Source organism: Arthrospiribacter ruber (assembly GCF_019343195.1).
In the GTDB taxonomy this organism is placed as follows: domain Bacteria; phylum Bacteroidota; class Bacteroidia; order Cytophagales; family Cyclobacteriaceae; genus Arthrospiribacter; species Arthrospiribacter ruber.
This window is the reverse complement of record NZ_RPHB01000006.1, coordinates 374,067-391,036: the sequence shown is the minus strand read 5'-3', so window position 1 is coordinate 391,036 and position 16,970 is coordinate 374,067. Positions and strand designations below refer to the sequence as shown.

Below are 16,970 nucleotides of genomic sequence, written 5' to 3'. Positions count from 1 at the left end.
ATATCTTCAGATGTATTTTATTCTGCAACCTTAAAATACAAAAAAGAAAACCCCGAAAAAAGCTTAAAACAGCCGATTTCGGGGTTTTTGTGTTATGTTTTTGTTAATTATTTAATTGAATATCAGTCAGTTAAGAATTGAGCAAGAAGCCCTAAGTATCTTATTGGATCATGAAAGTTTATTTCAAAGAAAAAATTTTTGAAAATTTGAAGGTTTTCCCAACACTCAATAGTAATAGGTTCTCCATTTTGCACAGAAATAGTACATGGACTTTGTTTCTTAGGGTTTTCTGGGTCCCATATATACGCTCTATAAAAATTTTTTTGTTTAAATGTTGAATTTTTCATTCGTTAAGACCTTCTAAAATTGCAATAAACTCTTTTTCTAAAGTCTCGGCATTTGAACCGAAATGGGCTTGCCTGTGATGATTTGGACAAAGAGCAATTACATTCGTAATAGTATCAGATCCTTGGGATGCCAAGGAAATAATATGATGGGTCTCTAAATAATTTTCTCCACTTTTTAATTCAAAACCTAATTCACCACAGTATTCACACTTACCTTTTGCTCTATTTAAAACATACTTCCTTACTTTCTGATCTCTTTTGAAAAGAAACCCTTTTGAAAATGCTCGGTCAGCAAATTCTCTCCCTAATGGAGGACTTTCAAGATCTAGTAGCCCATGTGATTCAATTTTTGACTTGTTATTTCTGGCAACCTTTAGGTAAGGTATCTTTTTTATTTCTTTACCATAAATCTTTGACCCCCTTCTTGATAATTTCAGCTGTATCAAAAAAGATTCTTCAACGAACTGAATACTTCTAGGAGATTCTGAAACATCTACCGCGTGAACTACAATTCCAAATGCTTCAAAGTTATTGTCAATTGCAAGATTTAGGACTCTTTCTTGATCAAAGTATCCGTTTTTTTTATAGCTCCCATCGTCATCATGAAGTATCCAAACCCCGTCTTTTTCTTCATCATTCCATAAAGTAAAAACTGCCGTTTTAATAGCATCATTTTTAGCACACCATGCCCATCTAGAATTTGTTGGAAAAACATTAAGGTCTTCGAAAATTTGAGATCTAGTTTTTTTCATTTCTTTAAAAATTTAATTTTCAATAAAGTTTCAGTTGGAATCATTGTAGCAATGTCTGAGATATCACCGATTTTTATTTTGATTGGGTCTTTTGAACTTGAATTGATCACAAAGCGAAATTCGTTTTGATATTTAAATTCTTCTCTTTTGGAAAAGGGATTTAGTGAAAGTGGAATTGTTGGGGTTCTGTAATAGACGGCTGGCCCATATTTAATTTCATATTTTGAAGCTTTTATAACCTTTTCTAAAAATTCACGGGGCTTGATTATTAAAGCGTAATCTCCAAATTCTAAAATCCTTTTATCAAAATGAATATTGCCTTCCCAAAATTCAGTTGTTACCATATACATCGAATAGAGGTGGCTTATGTCGGTATCCCCATTGATTTTTGCATTTTTAAACTTAATACCATATTCTTCTAAGGAAGGAATTCTAAAATTTGGTAGTGGGCTATATTTTAGACCTTCTGCAAAATCACCCCTCAAAAAATCATCTACATCATTTTTTCTAAAAAATTCAATAGTATTGAAGTATACTTCTCCTGATTTAAGAAGTTTATCCATGTATTTTTTTTGGCCAATCTTGATTAGTTTTCGAACAGTTATATTCACCCATCCCCCCCTTCCACAATCCTAATCTCCTCTTCCGTCAACCCATACAGTTCAAATACCAATTGATAAACCTGCGTGAAAGGCTTAACTTTTAAAAATGCCTTGTTTAATGCCTGCCTTGGTTTAAGAAATTGGTGGTTCATGCTCCCTGCTTTATTATTGAAAAATTCTCACAACCAATTTGCCTGTTTTCGGTAGGATTTGCAATAAAAATGGAATAGATGTTTTAGTTTTTGGGTAAATTTGACAGTCTTTGACTGGAATTTATCCATTAATCAAAAAGTATGTAGAAACCGTTGCCTTTATAGGCAAGTAAAATGTAGAAGGATTTAGAGGGTGAAGAATTCTCTTCTAATCAAATGTCAATAATTTATTTGATTTCTAGATCCTTCCAGAAGCACCTTCCCCTTACTTCTCCAGCATCTTTCTCAAAAGTTCCACCTTCTCCCTTTCGGATTCCAGCAAGCGCTCGTACAGTTTTTTGTTTTCTTCCAAAGTTTCAACCCATTTTTCCATCGGATTAATATTAATCGTTGGATAATAATTATACCCATTGGACTGATCGTTGAAAGTATTCGAAATAATATTTACGGCAGCCTCTTCTGTAAAATTCTTTATCGCCTCAGCAGGAACCTTAAGCACCTCTGCCACCTGACGAAGCAGATCTTCTTCAATCTCTTCTTTTTGCTCTAGAAGACTAACCTTCTTTTGTGACCAATCCTCACCAAGCTCAAAAGCCAATACTTCCTGCTTGATGCCCATCATTTCCCTGAAGCGCTTGATATTTCTGCCGTGGTGAATGCTCTCCTTCATAGTGCGATTTTATATAAAGCCAATTTAATGATTTCTGATGATTGTCTTTCTCAAATTTATTTTTAAATGCTTAATTAAACAAAGAAAAATAAACACTTACCACTTTCCATCCCATCTTAATCCATATCCTTCACCTTCTTCGAACGGCTTAACCTGAATAATTTATTGCTCATTTATGCCGTATAGAATGTTGAAGTGGAACCGAATATTTTATCCTCAATATCGACTAGCATATGCTGTTTTAGAATACTTTATCCCATTGCTTTCTACCAATTTGGCTTACAGAAAACGGCAGAGGCATGGATACCCAAATCACAAAAACCGGCATAGATAGAAAACCGCATTTCAATGCATTTTTGGAACTCCTGGTAGAAAAGTTTCAACCAACCCGGATCATCTCCTTTGGACAACAAACCCTCCGAAATAAGCTGAAGGGCTGTTTTGTCAAAAAGAAAACCGAACAAGTGCATTGCTGTCTGCTGATCTGCATGGTGTCCTGCAACAGAATTGATTATGAAATTCAGGACTTTGTCAACCACCATTACCAAATCGGTCAAGCCACCATCGTATGTCATGGCGAAAGCACCATCCAAGAGCAGATTGAGGCCAATAATCGGTTTTTTATTACTGGAAGTGTGAGATATTTAAGTTCTTTTTGAATAAAGGATAATTGTTATAAGACACAATGGTTTTCCATAGGGTCTTATTGCTTTACAATGCATTTGATATTCTGTCGTTTAATTGCTTTGCCCATTTATCAGCCAACTGCAATTGTCCAATTAGCTGTGAATTTAGTTCTTTATAGTAAAATTCAAATCGTATTTCGTTCATCCGATTATTTTTGGGTACAAAGCAAAGTTCGACTCGATCAGTAATAACTAAAGTTTCATTTTTAGTCTTTATTGTTCTTATTTTCTTTGCAGTATGGCACATTTGAAATTTTGATAGGTCTAGGTGTTGCGAAATAAAATTTTCTCCCCTTTTCTTCAAGAAAAACACGAAATTTTTACTCTCATCCAGGCCTATAATTATATCACTACAAAACTCGTATTGGCTTATTTTACAGTTATGTTCCTCTGCAATGCCATTCAATGATTGAAACAAAAGTCTTTCCTTTTTCTTTCTTTTTCGATAATCATAAACAAAAGGCAAAGCAATTATGGCTAATCCAACAAAACCTATTAAGGTGGTAACTAAGTCTATTTCCATTTTTACAATATTTTTAAAATTCAAAAATTTTTAACTGGGCAATGTAATACAGCATTGCCGTCTTGAAATCAAGACAGTCAAATTATCCGGTAGACAATGATATAATGAATTACCAAAAATAATGGAACGGAAAAATGATATCGGATTTCCTACGATTCACGAGGAAATTTCTCGAAAGCCCAAAGTATTGGGTAATCTTAAATTCAGTTAATCGATTAAGAGGTGCGGTTTTTTCACTAAATACTGAATGTGAAAATTTAAAAGTTAGTAATGAATAATTGCTTTTGTTTTTGCCATTATACTTCGAATGCCCAAGATGACATAAAATCTGTGAAGAAACTTCAGATGTGAACTTGTTTTTTTCAAGTTTTAATCCATAATGAATTCCAGAATTCATTATGGATTTTGTACCAACGCCAATTGTGAAGCTATATATAGCAATTAAGTTTATTGCGATTAAGGTTCTAATAGAGCTTCTCACTACTCAAAGTTGGCTTTGTATTTTACGATTTCAAATTTGTCAGTCGAATATAAAAAAAGAAAATGTAAACGCACTTAGGGTAAGACAATCAATGGCGTTTGTCCTTCATAAACCAATTCGTTTATTAAGAACCGTCTGAAAAGCTGATCAGTTATAAGACGTGAGCCTTTTTGAACAACTAAAATGTCATCAAACTTAATATTAAGGACTTTTTTGATGTCGTCTAATGGATTGCTACCTTCATAAATTGCAAATGATGTGTTGTATCGATTTGAAAACATTTCTTTCAACTCTTTTAAGTGCTTTTCAATCCCTGTGATTTTTTCATTAGGTTTTGCCAAATAGAAAAAGGTAATAGAGGTGTCGTTCTTGCCTATGAATTTTAAGAACTTGTTGAATTCCAAAATATTCAATGGGTGCTTTTCTGTTACTGCTACATAAATATTATCGTGTGAAAAAGTATCAACTTCTTTGGGCATTGCAACAACACAATTTTTAATGTTATCAATAACCTGAAGAGCTATGCTTCCAAGGAAGATCTTTTTTAGAAAGCCAGTTCCTTTAATTCCTGTGAAAATTAAATTGTCATAGGGTTCCTCTAAAAGTTTTGCTATGATAAGCTGTAAATTGCTTTCCGAAACTTCGAATGATACTTTTATAGTTGAAGGAATGAATTCCTTAGCCAAAGCCTTTAATTTTTGTAATGCTTGACCATTTGTGTGCTCGACAATTTGTTGTCTACTATAATTATCTGTGAGTGCTGGGGCCAAAACCATTGACTGATGAACTAGGAGTAATTCAGCATTAACTTGTTTACTCCAACTGCAAGCATACTTAATTAAGTTGCCAGAATACTCCGAAAAGTCTATAAGAATAATAAATCGGTTTTTCATGGGTTAAATTTTTGAAGTGACGTTAGTTTGTTGCAGGCATTCATTTACTTTTAAAAAGTCTTCCTGGCTATCTGCAAGAACCATTAAGGTGTCTTTTGCTTCTAACTCTGTGGAACCACCTGGACGAATGTACTTTCCGTTTCTTTTTATCATTACTATAAATGCTGATTTTGGAAAATTCAAATCCACAATTCTCTTTTTGACGGATTGGAAATCAGGGAGAATTTCGAATTCTTGCAAGGAAGATTTTGGAAGTTCTGCGATGAGTTTGTCAATTTCGGTCATCGGTTTAACCTTGTCAGGTAAAGCTACATGGAGCCATTTAGCTACTACTGACAATGTAGTTCCTTGTATTATGACGGAAGTTACCGAAATGAAAAATACTATATTGAATATCATGTTTGCTTTCTCTATCCCAGCTAAAAGTGGATAAGTAGCAAAAACAATTGGAACCGCACCACGCAAACCAACCCAAGAAATGTAAAACCTTCTTCTCAGTTTCATTTTAAAGAAAATCAAACTAAGAAAAACGCTTACAGGTCGGGCAACAACTATCAAAAATAATGATACCAGCATTCCGATGCCTATATACGGGACTATTTGATAGGGAAAAACGAGTAAACCTAAAGTAAGAAATAGTACAATTTGCATTAGCCAAGCCAAACCATCAAACATTTTCAATATGGTTTTCTTGTGAATTAGGTCTTGATTGCCGAGATAAACCGAACAAATGTAAATTGCAAGGAAGCCATTGCCACCCACAAAATCTGTTGCGGAAAAAGTAATGAACATAAGAGCAATTACCAAAACAGGGTATAGTCCTTCAAAATCGAGTTTGATTTTATTGATTATGAATTTGCTTACTTTTCCAAAAGCAAAACCAGCAATCCCACCCAATATCATTTGTTGAAAAAATAAAGGAATGATTGAAACAATTTCTTGGTCTTGATTGATTACCAAAGTCAAAAATGCAATTGTCAAAACATACGCCATTGGATCGTTACTTCCGCTTTCCAACTCTAATGTCGGTCGTAGATTGGTCTTTAATGCAAGACTTTTTGAGCGTAAAATTGAAAATACTGCGGCTGCATCCGTTGATGAAACAATAGATCCCAAAAGCATACTTTCATAAATTGTAAAGTCCGTAACGAACCAGACAAATGTTCCAAGGGAAAGGGCGGTCAGCAAAACACCTAAAGTAGATAAAACCAGCCCCTCTTTTAAAATTGGCTTCACCGAAGTCCAATTAGTGTCAAGGCCTCCGGAAAACAAAATAAAGTTAAGTGCAACAATACCAATGAATTGAGCGGCTTGAGGGTTGTCAAAATTGATCCGACCTATACCGTCTGAACCTGCCAACATTCCGATTGCCAAAAATAGCAATAAAGTTGGGACGCCAAATTTATATGACGTCTTACCTGCTAAAATGCTTATAAGAAGTAATAGAGAGCCTACTAATAGTATGTTTTCAATTGCTAAATTCATTCTTCTTTTCTCCTAAATCTGCCTGAACAAATGTACGATTTCTGATTAGTTAATAAGTCCAATAGCATGGTTAATACCATGATTTGTCAAGCCGTTAACTATCAATTTAAAGAAAGGCGTTTTAAAACCATGCAGTATTATTCCCAACTAATTTACAAGAGATAATTTGAAATACTCTATTTAATGATTGTTGTCATCCGAATTAGAAAGAAAAATTCTTTCCAAAAATACACTTATTATCATGTAAAGAATTTTGTCTATCGAACCACTCCTATAAAAATAATCATGGTGCTTACTTTTCTAATACGTAAGCATAAAACACTTCCTTCATCATAAAAAAGTTGAGAAAAATTGTAGCCTCGACAGGAATCGAACCTGTATCTAAAGTTTAGGAAACTTCTATTCTATCCATTGAACTACGAGGCCATTATTTAGACTTCTAGAGCTTAGATACGAGAAGTTAGACGGGTTGAAGTCTTGCTGTTTGACTTTATTTTATTATTTCTCGAATCTTGTTTGTTGATTCCCGTCTCTCGCTTCTCTCAATTGTGCCGCAATTTAAAGCAATATCCCTCATTCAAGCAAATATATTCAAAGGCATTTGTGCATTTAATTAATTAAACCCTATCTTTGCAGTCCAAAATTTACGATGGACGGGATCCATCAATTCACTAAATATCAATTTAATATGGCAGTAAAAATCAGATTAGCGCGTAGAGGCAGGAAAAAAATGGCCATCTATGACGTAGTAGTAGCTGATGCAAGAGCTCCACGTGATGGACGCTTTATCGAAAAAATCGGGACTTACAATCCCAACACTGACCCTGCGTCTATCAACATCAACAATGAGCGTGCTCTTAAATGGTTGTTGAACGGTGCACAGCCAACCGACACTGTAAAAGCCATGCTTTCTTACAGAGGTGTATTGTTGAAAAAACACCTTCAGATCGGTGTTCTTAAAGGTGCGATCACCCAAGATCAGGCTGATGAGAAATTCGAAGCTTGGAAAGCTGGTAAAGAAGAAGCTATCACTGGTAAGGTAGACAGATTGGCAAAAGAAAAAGCTGATGCACGTCAGAAAGCTTTGGATGCTGAAGCTGCGAAAAACCAGGCCAGATTGGATGCGATCAAAGCCAGAGAAGACGAAGCAAAAGCTGCAGCTGAGGCTGAAGCGGCAGCTCAGGAAGCTCCAGAAGCAGCAGCTGAAGGTGATGCTCCTGAGGCGTCTGCTGAAGAAAGCGAAGAAAACAAAGCTTAATATCCAAACTTACCATGAACAAAGACAATTGTTTTCAATTGGGCTATATAGCCAAAGTTCATGGACTTCATGGTGAACTCAGTGTAATACTGGATGTTGATTATCCGGAAGACTACGAAGACCTTAAGCATATCTTTGTAGAACAAAAATCAAGACTCGTTCCTTTCTTTATCGAACACTTCGTATTGCAGCATGCCAATAAGGTGTTGGCGAAATTTGAAGATTACGATACAGTGGAAAAAGTAGCCCCTCTAGTAGGTTCAGCACTTTATCTTCCACTGACCGAGTTGGAGCAGCTTGACGATGATCAATATTACTACCATGAACTTATAGGGTTCTCGGTGCTTGATCAGAATCAACAGCAAATCGGAGAGATAAAAGTCATTTATGACTTGGAAACTCAAGATTTGTTGGGCGTGGACCACAAGGGCAAGGAAGTCCTGATACCTATTCAGGACCAGATTGTCACTAAAGTGGACAAGGCAGAAAAAAAAGTTTACTGCCATTTGCCCGAAGGATTACTTGACATATACTTGGAAGACTGATGCGTATAGACATCATCACAGTAGTACCGGCATTGTTGGAAGGACCTTTTTCCCACTCTATATTAAAAAGAGCTGAGGACAAAGGAATCGCTACAGTAAGGGTACACAACTTGAGAGATTACGCCGGTGGCAAACAAAAGCAGGTCGATGACTATGCCTTTGGAGGTGGTGCCGGAATGGTCATGATGATAGAACCCATAGCCAAGTGCATTGAAGCACTGAAGAGCGAAAGGGAATACGATGAGGTGATTTATATGAGTCCTGATGGAAAGACATTCAGCCAATCTATGGCCAATGAACTTTCATTAAGACAGAACATCATCATCTTGTGCGGACACTATAAAGGTGTAGATGAGCGCGTCAGGGAAAAATTCATCACCAGAGAAATCAGCATAGGGGATTACGTGCTTTCGGGAGGAGAATTGGCAGCTGCAGTAGTGGCTGATGCCATCATCCGCCTGATACCGGGAGTCCTCAATGACGAAACCTCTGCTTTGACTGATTCTTTCCAAGATGGTCTTTTGGCCCCGCCGGTATATACCAGACCGGCAGAATACCAGGGCATGAAAGTACCGGAAGTGTTGTTGTCAGGGCATCAAGCCAAGATCGAGAACTGGAGGTTTGAAGCATCGGTTCGCCGAACCAAAGAGAGAAGGCCCGATTTATTGAGCGGCAAAGAACTTTAAAGGCGATAAAGTAGGCAATTGAAAATTGAATCTATTCAACAGGTGACCATGAGCAATGAGGTCACAAAAAATATAATGCTATGAGCGATCTAATTAAATTTGTAGAAGCGGAATACAGCGAAGCAAGATCCAAATTCCCTTCTTTCAAGGCTGGAGATACTATCAATGTTCACGTGAGAATCACTGAGGGTAACAAAGAGCGTATCCAGCAGTTCCAAGGAACTGTAATCCAAAGAAAAAACCCTAACTCTAACGGAGAGACCTTCACTGTAAGGAAAATTTCCAACGGAGTGGGAGTGGAAAGAATTTTCCCAATCCTTTCTCCTTCTATCGAAAAGATAGAATTGTTGAGAGAAGGTAAAGTAAGAAGAGCAAGGTTGTTCTACTTGAGAGGCCGTCAAGGTAAGGCTGCCAGAATCAAGGAAAAAATCAGACATACCAAGTAATTCCTGCTTTTGGAATGAAAAGGGAATCCACTTCGGGTTCCCTTTTTCTTTTTTATAAATATTCTGGTTTCCCTCAGGGTAAAAGCCCATAATTGAGGCAAGCAGGTTTCCAAGTCCTCAAATTTCCCTATCTTTGCCCCCTGATTTTGAATGTAAATCCAACAGCTTTCGATTGAATCTGTTTTAGGAATAGAAAGAAATAATCAAAAATGAACAGAGAAGTACGTGTACGATTTGCTCCATCCCCTACAGGAGCCCTTCATATTGGAGGTGTCAGAACAGCCTTATACAACTACCTTTATGCAAGGAAGACCAATGGCAAATTTTTATTGAGAATAGAAGACACTGACCAGACCAGGTTTGTCCCGGGAGCCGAAGAGTATATCAAAGAGGCTTTGGAATGGCTTGGGATATCTCCGGACGAAAGTCCATGGAATCCTGGAGAAGTAGGTCCGTACCGACAGTCCGAAAGGAAGCCGATGTACATGCAATATGCGCTGGATTTGGTTGAAAAAGGCCATGCCTACTATGCATTTGATACCGCTGAGGAGCTGGAAGCCATGAGGCAAAGGCTTACTGCTGCAAGGGTGGTTTCTCCGCAGTATAATTCCATTACCAGGACCCAGATGAAAAACTCCCTCACATTGCCTGAGGATGAGGTGAAGGCGAGGCTGGAATCCGGAGAACCCTATGTGATCCGAATCAAGATCCCGAGAAAGGAAGAGGTAAGGTTAAACGACCTTATTAGAGGCTGGGTAATGGTCCATTCCTCTACTTTGGATGACAAGGTACTGATGAAATCCGATGGAATGCCTACTTACCACTTGGCCAATATTGTAGATGACCACCTGATGGGAATCACACATGTGATCAGAGGTGAAGAATGGCTGCCTTCGGCACCTCTTCACGTCCTGCTTTACAGGTATTTTGGCTGGGAGGATACCATGCCTCAGTTTGCGCACCTTCCACTCTTGCTTAAGCCTGATGGAAATGGTAAGCTGTCGAAAAGAGATGCTGACAAGCACGGTTTTCCTGTTTTTCCTATGGATTGGGTAGATCCCAACTCCGGAGAAAAGGCAATGGGATTCCGGGAGCAGGGATATATGCCTGATTCCTTTTTGAATTTTCTGGCTTTTCTGGGCTGGAACCCAGGAGATCACAGGGAGATTTTCTCGCTGGAAGAGCTTGTGGAGGCATTCAGTATTGAAAGAATCGGAAAATCCGGAACCAAGTTTGATATCAATAAAGCCAAATGGTACAACGAACAGTACCTAAGAGCCAAGTCTGATGAGGAGCTCGGAGCATATTTGATGGCAGATCTGGAAAAAGAAGGCATTTCTGTAAGTTCTGAGAAAGCAGCCCAGATTGCACATATTATGAAAGAAAGGGCGACTTTTTCTTCGGACCTTTGGAAGGAAGGTCAGTTCATGTTTGTAGCTCCGCAGACCTTTGATGAGGCAGTAGTATCGAAAAGATGGAACAATGATGCCTTTACGGTGTTGAATACTTACAAGGAAAAACTGTCAGGTTTTGATGGGGAGCTGACGCCTGAGACTGCCAAATCCATCCTGGAATCAGCTGCGGAAGAGAATGGTATCAAATTGGGTAAGGTCATGCAGGCGGTCAGATTGGCGGTGACAGGTGTAGGCGCCGGCCCGGATCTGATGGCGGTATTCAGCATCATTGGCAAAGATGAACTTGTCAGCAGAATCGATTTCGCTTTGAAAAACCTAAAAGTTTCAGCTTAAACTTCAATAGCTATGGCAAAAAAGAATCCGAAAAAGGAAGAAAACCCCAAAGTCCATAAGGACTTGGATGGCTTTCAGATGAACATCAATTCATTTGGTGAGATTTCCAGCTCTTTTTCCATAGATAAACTCAACGAATTTCTCAACAAAAATGTCGAAGATAAAAAGTTAAAGGATAGAGAAGACATCGATGAGATCAAAGATGGGAAAAAGAAAAAAAAGTAAAAATCAGGCCGGTCCATACCGGCCTTTTTTGTGATTTTTTGTGAAAAAACCAGCTGATGTTTAGGACATTAGTTTATCACTATTTATATTTCGACGCATTAATTAGTTTTTTATCATGAAACACCTTCTCTCATTATTTGCCCTGCTGCTTATAGCAAATCTTTCTTTGGCACAGGGAGGCTCCATCTCCGGGAAAGTAATAGATGCCCAGACCAATGAGCCATTGCCTTTCTGTAATGTTTTCATCAATAATTCTACAATTGCTACTACTACGGATTTTGATGGCAATTACTTACTTACTGACGTCCCTGTAGGGGACTTTGACCTGGGTTTTTCCTTTATGGGGTATGAAGCCATTCAAAAATCCGCTTCTGTAAAGGACGGCTCTAAGCTGACCTTCAATATCAGCTTAGTCCCATTGGATCAGGAATTGAGCGATGTGGAAATAAAAGCCAAAAGGGACAAATCCTGGGAACGGGAACTTCGAAAGTTCAAAAACTACTTCTTGGGTTCGGATGACCTGGCGGCACAATCCGAAATCATCAACCCCTGGGTCATAGACTTCCCGGATGACAACAGCAACAATAATTTTAGGGCGGAAGCTTTTCAGCCGATAGAAATCGAAAACCGGGCATTGGGGTACAAGCTTACTTTTGACCTCAAGCAATTTCAGTATACTTCGCAGTTTCACGTTATTGCAGGTGCTACAAGATTCGAGGAATTGGAAGCTCCTGATCCCAAAACGAAAGCAAACTGGGAAAAGAACCGTCTGGATACCTACCTGAAATCTCCAGCCAATATGTTTCGGGCCATGCTGGATAATACCCACAACCAAGAGGGTTTTTTTCTCTATGGGGATAAGGCCGGAGGTTCGGAAAGCCGTAATTTAAGGACAGATATTTTTGCCAACGAACTCGGAAATTCTATTGTAGAGTACAAGCCGGACAATCTCGTACAGGCTGGTAAAAAGGAAGGGGAATACCGGATTTTTCTTAAAGGAAGGATAGAAATCCATTACGAAAAGGGATTTTCCAATGTCAATACCTATAGAGATGCCCCATACCCTATCTCGTGGCTTGAAGTAAATGGAAACTATGTACACGTCAATGCAAATGGCATGGTGGTAAATGAAAAGGATGTGACTTTTTCCGGAGATATGGATAAGAGAAAAGTCAGCAGCATGTTACCTTTTGATTACAAGCCTAATCTATCCGACAGACTACAGAGACAAATGGTCAGAGATGCCGGCAGTCTTCAGGAAAAAGTTTATCTGCATACTGATAGGGACTTTTATTACCAAGGAGATCCTGTTTTTTTTAAGGCTTATTTCAGGTATGCCAATCCGGATTATAAAAGAGATTTAAGTAAAATCCTGCATGTTGAAGTGATTTCTTCAGAAAGGGATATTGTCCTAAAGAAAAAATTTAAGATAGAAAATGGACTCGCAGTAGGGGAGTTTTTCTTGCCGGATACGCTGAAGCAACAAGAATATTACCTAAGGGCTTACACCAATTGGAACAGAAATTATGGCCCAGACTCCTATTTTGTTAAGGCCTTACCCGTGGTAAGTGTTTATGATAGGGTTTTGTCGGCAGATAAGCCTGATGAAGAAAAGGGTGAGGCCAGTTTTACTTTTGCTTTGGATAAAGATAAGTATGGAAAAAGGGAAAAAGTCAAAGTCGAAATATCCCTAACTGGACCAGAAGGAAGGCCATTGGCTGCAAATCTCTCAGCCTCTGTAAAGGACACATACTTTTCCCCATTGTTCCCGACAGGTATCACGGCTATTTCGGGGATGGATTTTGTAAATGTTCCGGATCATATCACTCCGGAAAAGTTTTCTTATCCCTTAGAGACTTCTTGGAATGTAGAGGGAAGATTTACCAATGAAAAGGGGAAAGGTGTTAGTACACCTTTTACTGTCTTTCTCAATAATTTTGAAGGGTCTTTTGATTTGGAATCTGATAAGGAAGGAAACTTTACCCTTGAGGAAATGGAGTTTTATGGCCCTATGGATTTCTCTTTTATGGCCTTAGATAAAAAAGGGAAAGGCTTTGGAACCTTCCAATTGACAGAGAAGATGAATCCTCCTTTTTCAATCCCTGCACATTTGAAAATGCCGGATATTACCCAAACAGCGACTTCGATATTTTCCTACACTCCTGAGGAGGAAGAAACCGTGCAGCTTGAAACTGTAGAAGTGGCCACTGAGAAAGAGTCTGCGGGCTCCCGTGCTATCTATGGAAGGGCTGACTATGTGATCAAAGGGGAAAATCTCAACCGTAACGGAACGGTCACGGACCTTTTGATGAGCCTAAAGGCACAGGTGCCCGGGATGTCGGTGACTACTATGCAAGAAATAAGAATAAGAGGAGGAGCCCTTTCGGCAAATCTTTCCATGGAGCCTTTGGTTATGATTGACGGATCTGTTATGCCCTCCGGTCCTGGAGTACTTGCAGCAAGCAACATAGGAACGGTCAATCCGAATGACATTGACAGGATAGAAGTTGTAAGTCGGACAAGTTCGATGATGGGAGACTTGGGAAGGAATGGAGTTATAGCCATTTACCTGAAGAAAGGGATTAGCCCGATGCCTGCATTTTCTCTGGGCTCACCGGGTATGAGCAATATGATTATTGAAGGGTTTGGTATGCCAAGCAACTTTGTCCCTTTTGACTATGATACGGCAGAGGAGTCTCCCGAACTCGATGAAAGAGTGACTTTATATTGGAACCCTTACATGGTTACTGAAAGTGGCAGTGGAAAGGCTACACTTGAGTTTTATACCAATGATACCCAGAGCCCCAAATATTTGGTTGTTGAGGGGCTTGATATCAATGGCAATCCGGTAAGGGGAACATTACTGATTCCCGCGGCACAAGATTGACTTTATTCTGAAAGAAGTGAAAAGAGAAAAATTAGCGGACAAATTAAAAATAAGCGCATCGCTCTGCCGTTCTGCTGAATAGTCATAAAGTATCATTAATTTTGGGCATGTTAATCAAAAAGCTCAGTCTTACGCTGTTTGTTCTTTTATCCCTTACTCACTTGGCGACCGCACAGACCAGTGTCGGGTTCAGAGGGGGAGTTTCCATATCCTCGCTTAGCTACAGGTACCAATTGGGAAGGCCCGTTCAGTTTGCGGATGGAATTACTGCCCAGACTTACGCTTTGGTTCTCGAACATTTCGGACAAAAAAATGCCGGTTTTCAGTTTGAGCTGCAATACATTACTTTAGGTTACAATCAGGAGAATGACGCCATGATGGTCAACAGGACTGAGATGGATTACCTCAAAATGCCCCTGCTTTCAAATTTTTATTTTGGACGGTCTGGCCGGTTTCACATAAAGGTTGGCCCACACCTTGGCTATCTTCTTAATGCAAGGGACGTAAGTAGGGAGTTTGAAAGGGATGTGATCGAATTACCGACGTATGGACAGTCGGGAGATGACCCCAAGAGGGTGATGTATGGGCTTTCTTTGGGAGCAGGTATTTCCAAATTGTTTGGAATGAGTACATTGGCAGCTGATGGTCGTTTTTCTTATGAGTTTGGAGATCCCGAATCCCAAGGGAGAATTTTTGACCTCAATACCACCACATTGGAGATTACCCTTACCTATTTGATCAGGATCAAAAAAGCCAAGTGGCAATAATCGTATTGTCAGGAACTATTCAGGCAATTTATCAGTATTAAAAGCAGTAATTACCAAAAACCAAATCAATCATGCTACAAGCACAGAAAAGACCTGTTCATATATACATGGAGGCCAATCCTAATCCCAATTCTTTGAAATTTGTGGTGAACTTTATGTTGGCAGATGAGGGTATCAGTTTTGATTACCCAGATCCGGCCAGCACTGGTAATTCGCCTTTGGCCAAAGAGCTTTTTAACTTTGCTGCTGTGGAGCGGGTTTTTATCGCTTCCAATTTTGTGACAGTAACCAAAAAGCCTGAGGTTGAATGGCCTGAGATCCAGGATTTCGTCCGTAATCACATCAAGTCTTATCTGGAATCAGGGAAAGCTGCCGTTCAGGCGGATTTTGACAAAGATCCTTTGTTTGATGAAAACGATTCTGAAACTGTTAAAAAAATCAAAGGTATCCTCGATGAATACATCCGTCCGGCTGTAGAACAAGATGGAGGAGCAATTGTCTTCCATAGTTTTCAGGATGGGGTTGTCAAAGTTTTGCTACAGGGAAGCTGTTCGGGATGTCCCTCCAGTACAGTAACTTTGAAAGCTGGGATACAGAACCTGCTTACGAGAATGTTGCCGGAAGAGGTAAGGGAAGTTCAGGCAGAAGGAGTATAATATTGTGTTGAAGGGTAATTGGACTTGGACCATTTTAGGCCTGATCAGTTTGCTGGTCAGGCATTTTGCTGTCCAATACCCTGAAAAGACAGAAGAAATCTATTCCCGTTCTTTTTTTCCAGGTATCCGGAACGTCATAGACAAGACCATCTCACAATTGCCTTTCGCTACTGTGTACATTTTTGTGGCTTCGGTTTTTGCATTGGCGGTGTATTTTGTTTATAGACTGGCAAAGGTCCAAGGATGGAAGCAGAAGTTGGGCTATGCGATCCGCAACCTGTTCAACAGTGCTGGAGCACTTGTTTTCTTATTTTTGTTCTTGTGGGGATACAATTACCAAAGAGTGCCTATTTTTCAGCAGCTGGATCTCAAACCACTGGCCCTGAATGAGACACAGCTGATCCAAGAACTGGAGTTGACCAGAAATATCAGCAACCAACTCCGCTACAATATTACTGTTGATACCTTGGCGATTGAAGAGATCATGGATTTTCCCGAGTTGGAAAAATTGGTACGTTCCAATATGAGGGAAAATCTTTACTTGCTGGGTTTGAACTTCACGGGAGAGCCAAGGACCAAGCAGTTTTACCCAGCTGGGTTTATGCGCAAAATGGGGATTTTGGGGATCTATTTTCCTTATACTGGAGAAAGTTACATTGACCCTACTTTGCATCCATTAGAGAAGCCTTTTACCATTGCCCACGAAATGGCACATAGCTATGGGGTAACGGACGAAGGGGAGGCCAATTTCATTGCTTGGGTGATCTGTTCTAACTCTGATGATGCGCTTTTACAATACTCAGGTCAGCTGAGACTCCTCCGCTATCAGATGAATGACCTGTACAGAATGTCCAAGGAGCTGTATAGCCATTTTTACAAAACCTTACCTGCTGGCATCAGAAATGACTTGCAATCCATTCAGAGGGCACAGCAGGCCATCAAGCCTATCAATCAGGAGCTAAGCCGCAAGTCAAATGACCTTTTTCTCAAAACCCAGGGAGTAAAGGCAGGTGTCAATAGTTACCAACAGCTCCCTATGTTGGCTTTTGCCTGGAGAAACAGGTTGAAAGAGTAGGTCTTGCTGAGATGTTAAAATTTGGCATTTACAGAAAGGCAATGACAATTGGTGTACGTCATCCTGAATCGGAGCTTGCGGAGATG

The 16,970-nt window shown here is 39.3% G+C and carries 18 protein-coding genes and 1 tRNA gene; 10 read left to right on the top strand and 9 right to left on the bottom strand.

What is annotated here, in order from left to right; all coding sequences use genetic code 11:
- Positions 1 to 343 precede the first annotated feature (343 nt).
- The 9 genes from EGN73_RS14640 to EGN73_RS14600 form a co-directional block, all read right to left on the bottom strand.
- A complete protein-coding gene (locus EGN73_RS14640; RefSeq protein WP_219291346.1) occupies positions 344 to 1,099 on the bottom strand; it encodes an HNH endonuclease in 756 nt (251 codons plus the stop codon).
- A complete protein-coding gene (locus tag EGN73_RS14635; protein WP_219291342.1) occupies positions 1,096 to 1,662 on the bottom strand; it encodes a hypothetical protein in 567 nt (188 codons plus the stop codon). The genes EGN73_RS14640 and EGN73_RS14635 overlap by 4 nt, the downstream gene beginning before the upstream one ends.
- 44 nt (positions 1,663 to 1,706) lie before the next feature.
- Entirely contained in the window at positions 1,707 to 1,853 is a 147-nt protein-coding gene (locus EGN73_RS14630; RefSeq protein ID WP_219291339.1) for a hypothetical protein, read from the bottom strand.
- 265 nt (positions 1,854 to 2,118) lie between these two features.
- Positions 2,119 to 2,523 carry a helix-turn-helix domain-containing protein gene (locus tag EGN73_RS14625; RefSeq protein WP_009033859.1) on the bottom strand — a complete coding sequence of 135 codons (405 nt, stop codon included), beginning with the start codon at positions 2,521 to 2,523 and terminating at the stop codon, positions 2,119 to 2,121.
- Between the two features lie 266 nt (positions 2,524 to 2,789).
- Positions 2,790 to 3,065, bottom strand: coding sequence for a hypothetical protein (locus EGN73_RS14620; RefSeq protein ID WP_219291336.1), 276 nt, complete (start codon positions 3,063 to 3,065; stop codon positions 2,790 to 2,792).
- A 169-nt stretch (positions 3,066 to 3,234) separates the two neighbouring features.
- A complete protein-coding gene (locus EGN73_RS14615; protein ID WP_219291332.1) occupies positions 3,235 to 3,732 on the bottom strand; it encodes a hypothetical protein in 498 nt (165 codons plus the stop codon).
- Positions 3,733 to 4,287: 555 nt separating this feature from the next.
- The gene (locus tag EGN73_RS14610; RefSeq protein ID WP_219291328.1) at positions 4,288 to 5,106 is read right to left on the bottom strand and encodes a universal stress protein; all 819 of its coding nucleotides are present in this window, start codon (positions 5,104 to 5,106) and stop codon (positions 4,288 to 4,290) included.
- 3 nt (positions 5,107 to 5,109) lie between these two features.
- Positions 5,110 to 6,591 carry a potassium/proton antiporter gene (locus EGN73_RS14605; RefSeq protein ID WP_219291326.1) on the bottom strand — a complete coding sequence of 494 codons (1,482 nt, stop codon included), beginning with the start codon at positions 6,589 to 6,591 and terminating at the stop codon, positions 5,110 to 5,112.
- Positions 6,592 to 6,945: 354 nt separating this feature from the next.
- Positions 6,946 to 7,017 (bottom strand) — tRNA-Arg (locus EGN73_RS14600).
- Positions 7,018 to 7,279: 262 nt separating this feature from the next.
- Between EGN73_RS14600 and EGN73_RS14595 the strand changes: the two genes are divergently transcribed.
- From EGN73_RS14595 to EGN73_RS14550, 10 genes are all read left to right on the top strand, one after another.
- Entirely contained in the window at positions 7,280 to 7,849 is a 570-nt protein-coding gene (locus EGN73_RS14595; protein ID WP_219291323.1) for a 30S ribosomal protein S16, read from the top strand.
- 14 nt (positions 7,850 to 7,863) lie between these two features.
- Positions 7,864 to 8,394 carry a ribosome maturation factor RimM gene (gene rimM / locus EGN73_RS14590; protein ID WP_219291320.1) on the top strand — a complete coding sequence of 177 codons (531 nt, stop codon included), beginning with the start codon at positions 7,864 to 7,866 and terminating at the stop codon, positions 8,392 to 8,394.
- Positions 8,394 to 9,080: a tRNA (guanosine(37)-N1)-methyltransferase TrmD gene (gene trmD, locus EGN73_RS14585; RefSeq protein ID WP_219291317.1), complete on the top strand. Its 687-nt coding sequence runs from the start codon at positions 8,394 to 8,396 to the stop codon at positions 9,078 to 9,080. Before rimM ends, trmD begins: the two co-directional genes overlap by 1 nt.
- A gap of 80 nt (positions 9,081 to 9,160) precedes the next feature.
- Complete coding sequence (rplS, locus tag EGN73_RS14580; protein WP_219291314.1) at positions 9,161 to 9,526, top strand: 50S ribosomal protein L19; 366 nt, start codon at positions 9,161 to 9,163, stop codon at positions 9,524 to 9,526.
- Positions 9,527 to 9,735: 209 nt separating this feature from the next.
- Complete coding sequence (gene gltX / locus EGN73_RS14575; RefSeq protein ID WP_219291312.1) at positions 9,736 to 11,274, top strand: glutamate--tRNA ligase; 1,539 nt, start codon at positions 9,736 to 9,738, stop codon at positions 11,272 to 11,274.
- Positions 11,275 to 11,286: 12 nt separating this feature from the next.
- On the top strand, positions 11,287 to 11,499 hold the full coding sequence (locus EGN73_RS14570) for a hypothetical protein (protein WP_219291309.1): 213 nt from the start codon (positions 11,287 to 11,289) through the stop codon (positions 11,497 to 11,499).
- 115 nt (positions 11,500 to 11,614) lie between these two features.
- Complete coding sequence (locus EGN73_RS14565; RefSeq protein ID WP_219291306.1) at positions 11,615 to 14,386, top strand: carboxypeptidase-like regulatory domain-containing protein; 2,772 nt, start codon at positions 11,615 to 11,617, stop codon at positions 14,384 to 14,386.
- Positions 14,387 to 14,493: 107 nt separating this feature from the next.
- Complete coding sequence (locus EGN73_RS14560; protein WP_219291303.1) at positions 14,494 to 15,153, top strand: porin family protein; 660 nt, start codon at positions 14,494 to 14,496, stop codon at positions 15,151 to 15,153.
- Positions 15,154 to 15,224: 71 nt separating this feature from the next.
- Positions 15,225 to 15,809 (top strand): NifU family protein, encoded by a 585-nt coding sequence (locus EGN73_RS14555; protein WP_219291300.1) that lies wholly within the window; start codon positions 15,225 to 15,227, stop codon positions 15,807 to 15,809.
- 4 nt (positions 15,810 to 15,813) lie between these two features.
- Positions 15,814 to 16,884: a DUF3810 domain-containing protein gene (locus tag EGN73_RS14550; RefSeq protein ID WP_219291297.1), complete on the top strand. Its 1,071-nt coding sequence runs from the start codon at positions 15,814 to 15,816 to the stop codon at positions 16,882 to 16,884.
- Positions 16,885 to 16,970: the final 86 nt, after the last annotated feature.

What these genes read in the sequence shown, in the direction of transcription:
- EGN73_RS14640 (WP_219291346.1), bottom strand. Translation starts at nt 1,099, where the DNA reads ATGAAAAAAACTAGATCTCAAATTTTCGAAGACCTTAATGTTTTTCCA.
- EGN73_RS14635 (WP_219291342.1), bottom strand. Translation starts at nt 1,662, where the DNA reads ATGGATAAACTTCTTAAATCAGGAGAAGTATACTTCAATACTATTGAA.
- EGN73_RS14630 (WP_219291339.1), bottom strand. Translation starts at nt 1,853, where the DNA reads ATGAACCACCAATTTCTTAAACCAAGGCAGGCATTAAACAAGGCATTT.
- EGN73_RS14625 (WP_009033859.1), bottom strand. Translation starts at nt 2,523, where the DNA reads ATGAAGGAGAGCATTCACCACGGCAGAAATATCAAGCGCTTCAGGGAA.
- EGN73_RS14620 (WP_219291336.1), bottom strand. Translation starts at nt 3,065, where the DNA reads ATGGTGGTTGACAAAGTCCTGAATTTCATAATCAATTCTGTTGCAGGA.
- EGN73_RS14615 (WP_219291332.1), bottom strand. Translation starts at nt 3,732, where the DNA reads ATGGAAATAGACTTAGTTACCACCTTAATAGGTTTTGTTGGATTAGCC.
- EGN73_RS14610 (WP_219291328.1), bottom strand. Translation starts at nt 5,106, where the DNA reads ATGAAAAACCGATTTATTATTCTTATAGACTTTTCGGAGTATTCTGGC.
- EGN73_RS14605 (WP_219291326.1), bottom strand. Translation starts at nt 6,591, where the DNA reads ATGAATTTAGCAATTGAAAACATACTATTAGTAGGCTCTCTATTACTT.
- EGN73_RS14595 (WP_219291323.1), top strand. Translation starts at nt 7,280, where the DNA reads ATGGCAGTAAAAATCAGATTAGCGCGTAGAGGCAGGAAAAAAATGGCC.
- rimM (WP_219291320.1), top strand. Translation starts at nt 7,864, where the DNA reads ATGAACAAAGACAATTGTTTTCAATTGGGCTATATAGCCAAAGTTCAT.
- trmD (WP_219291317.1), top strand. Translation starts at nt 8,394, where the DNA reads ATGCGTATAGACATCATCACAGTAGTACCGGCATTGTTGGAAGGACCT.
- rplS (WP_219291314.1), top strand. Translation starts at nt 9,161, where the DNA reads ATGAGCGATCTAATTAAATTTGTAGAAGCGGAATACAGCGAAGCAAGA.
- gltX (WP_219291312.1), top strand. Translation starts at nt 9,736, where the DNA reads ATGAACAGAGAAGTACGTGTACGATTTGCTCCATCCCCTACAGGAGCC.
- EGN73_RS14570 (WP_219291309.1), top strand. Translation starts at nt 11,287, where the DNA reads ATGGCAAAAAAGAATCCGAAAAAGGAAGAAAACCCCAAAGTCCATAAG.
- EGN73_RS14565 (WP_219291306.1), top strand. Translation starts at nt 11,615, where the DNA reads ATGAAACACCTTCTCTCATTATTTGCCCTGCTGCTTATAGCAAATCTT.
- EGN73_RS14560 (WP_219291303.1), top strand. Translation starts at nt 14,494, where the DNA reads ATGTTAATCAAAAAGCTCAGTCTTACGCTGTTTGTTCTTTTATCCCTT.
- EGN73_RS14555 (WP_219291300.1), top strand. Translation starts at nt 15,225, where the DNA reads ATGCTACAAGCACAGAAAAGACCTGTTCATATATACATGGAGGCCAAT.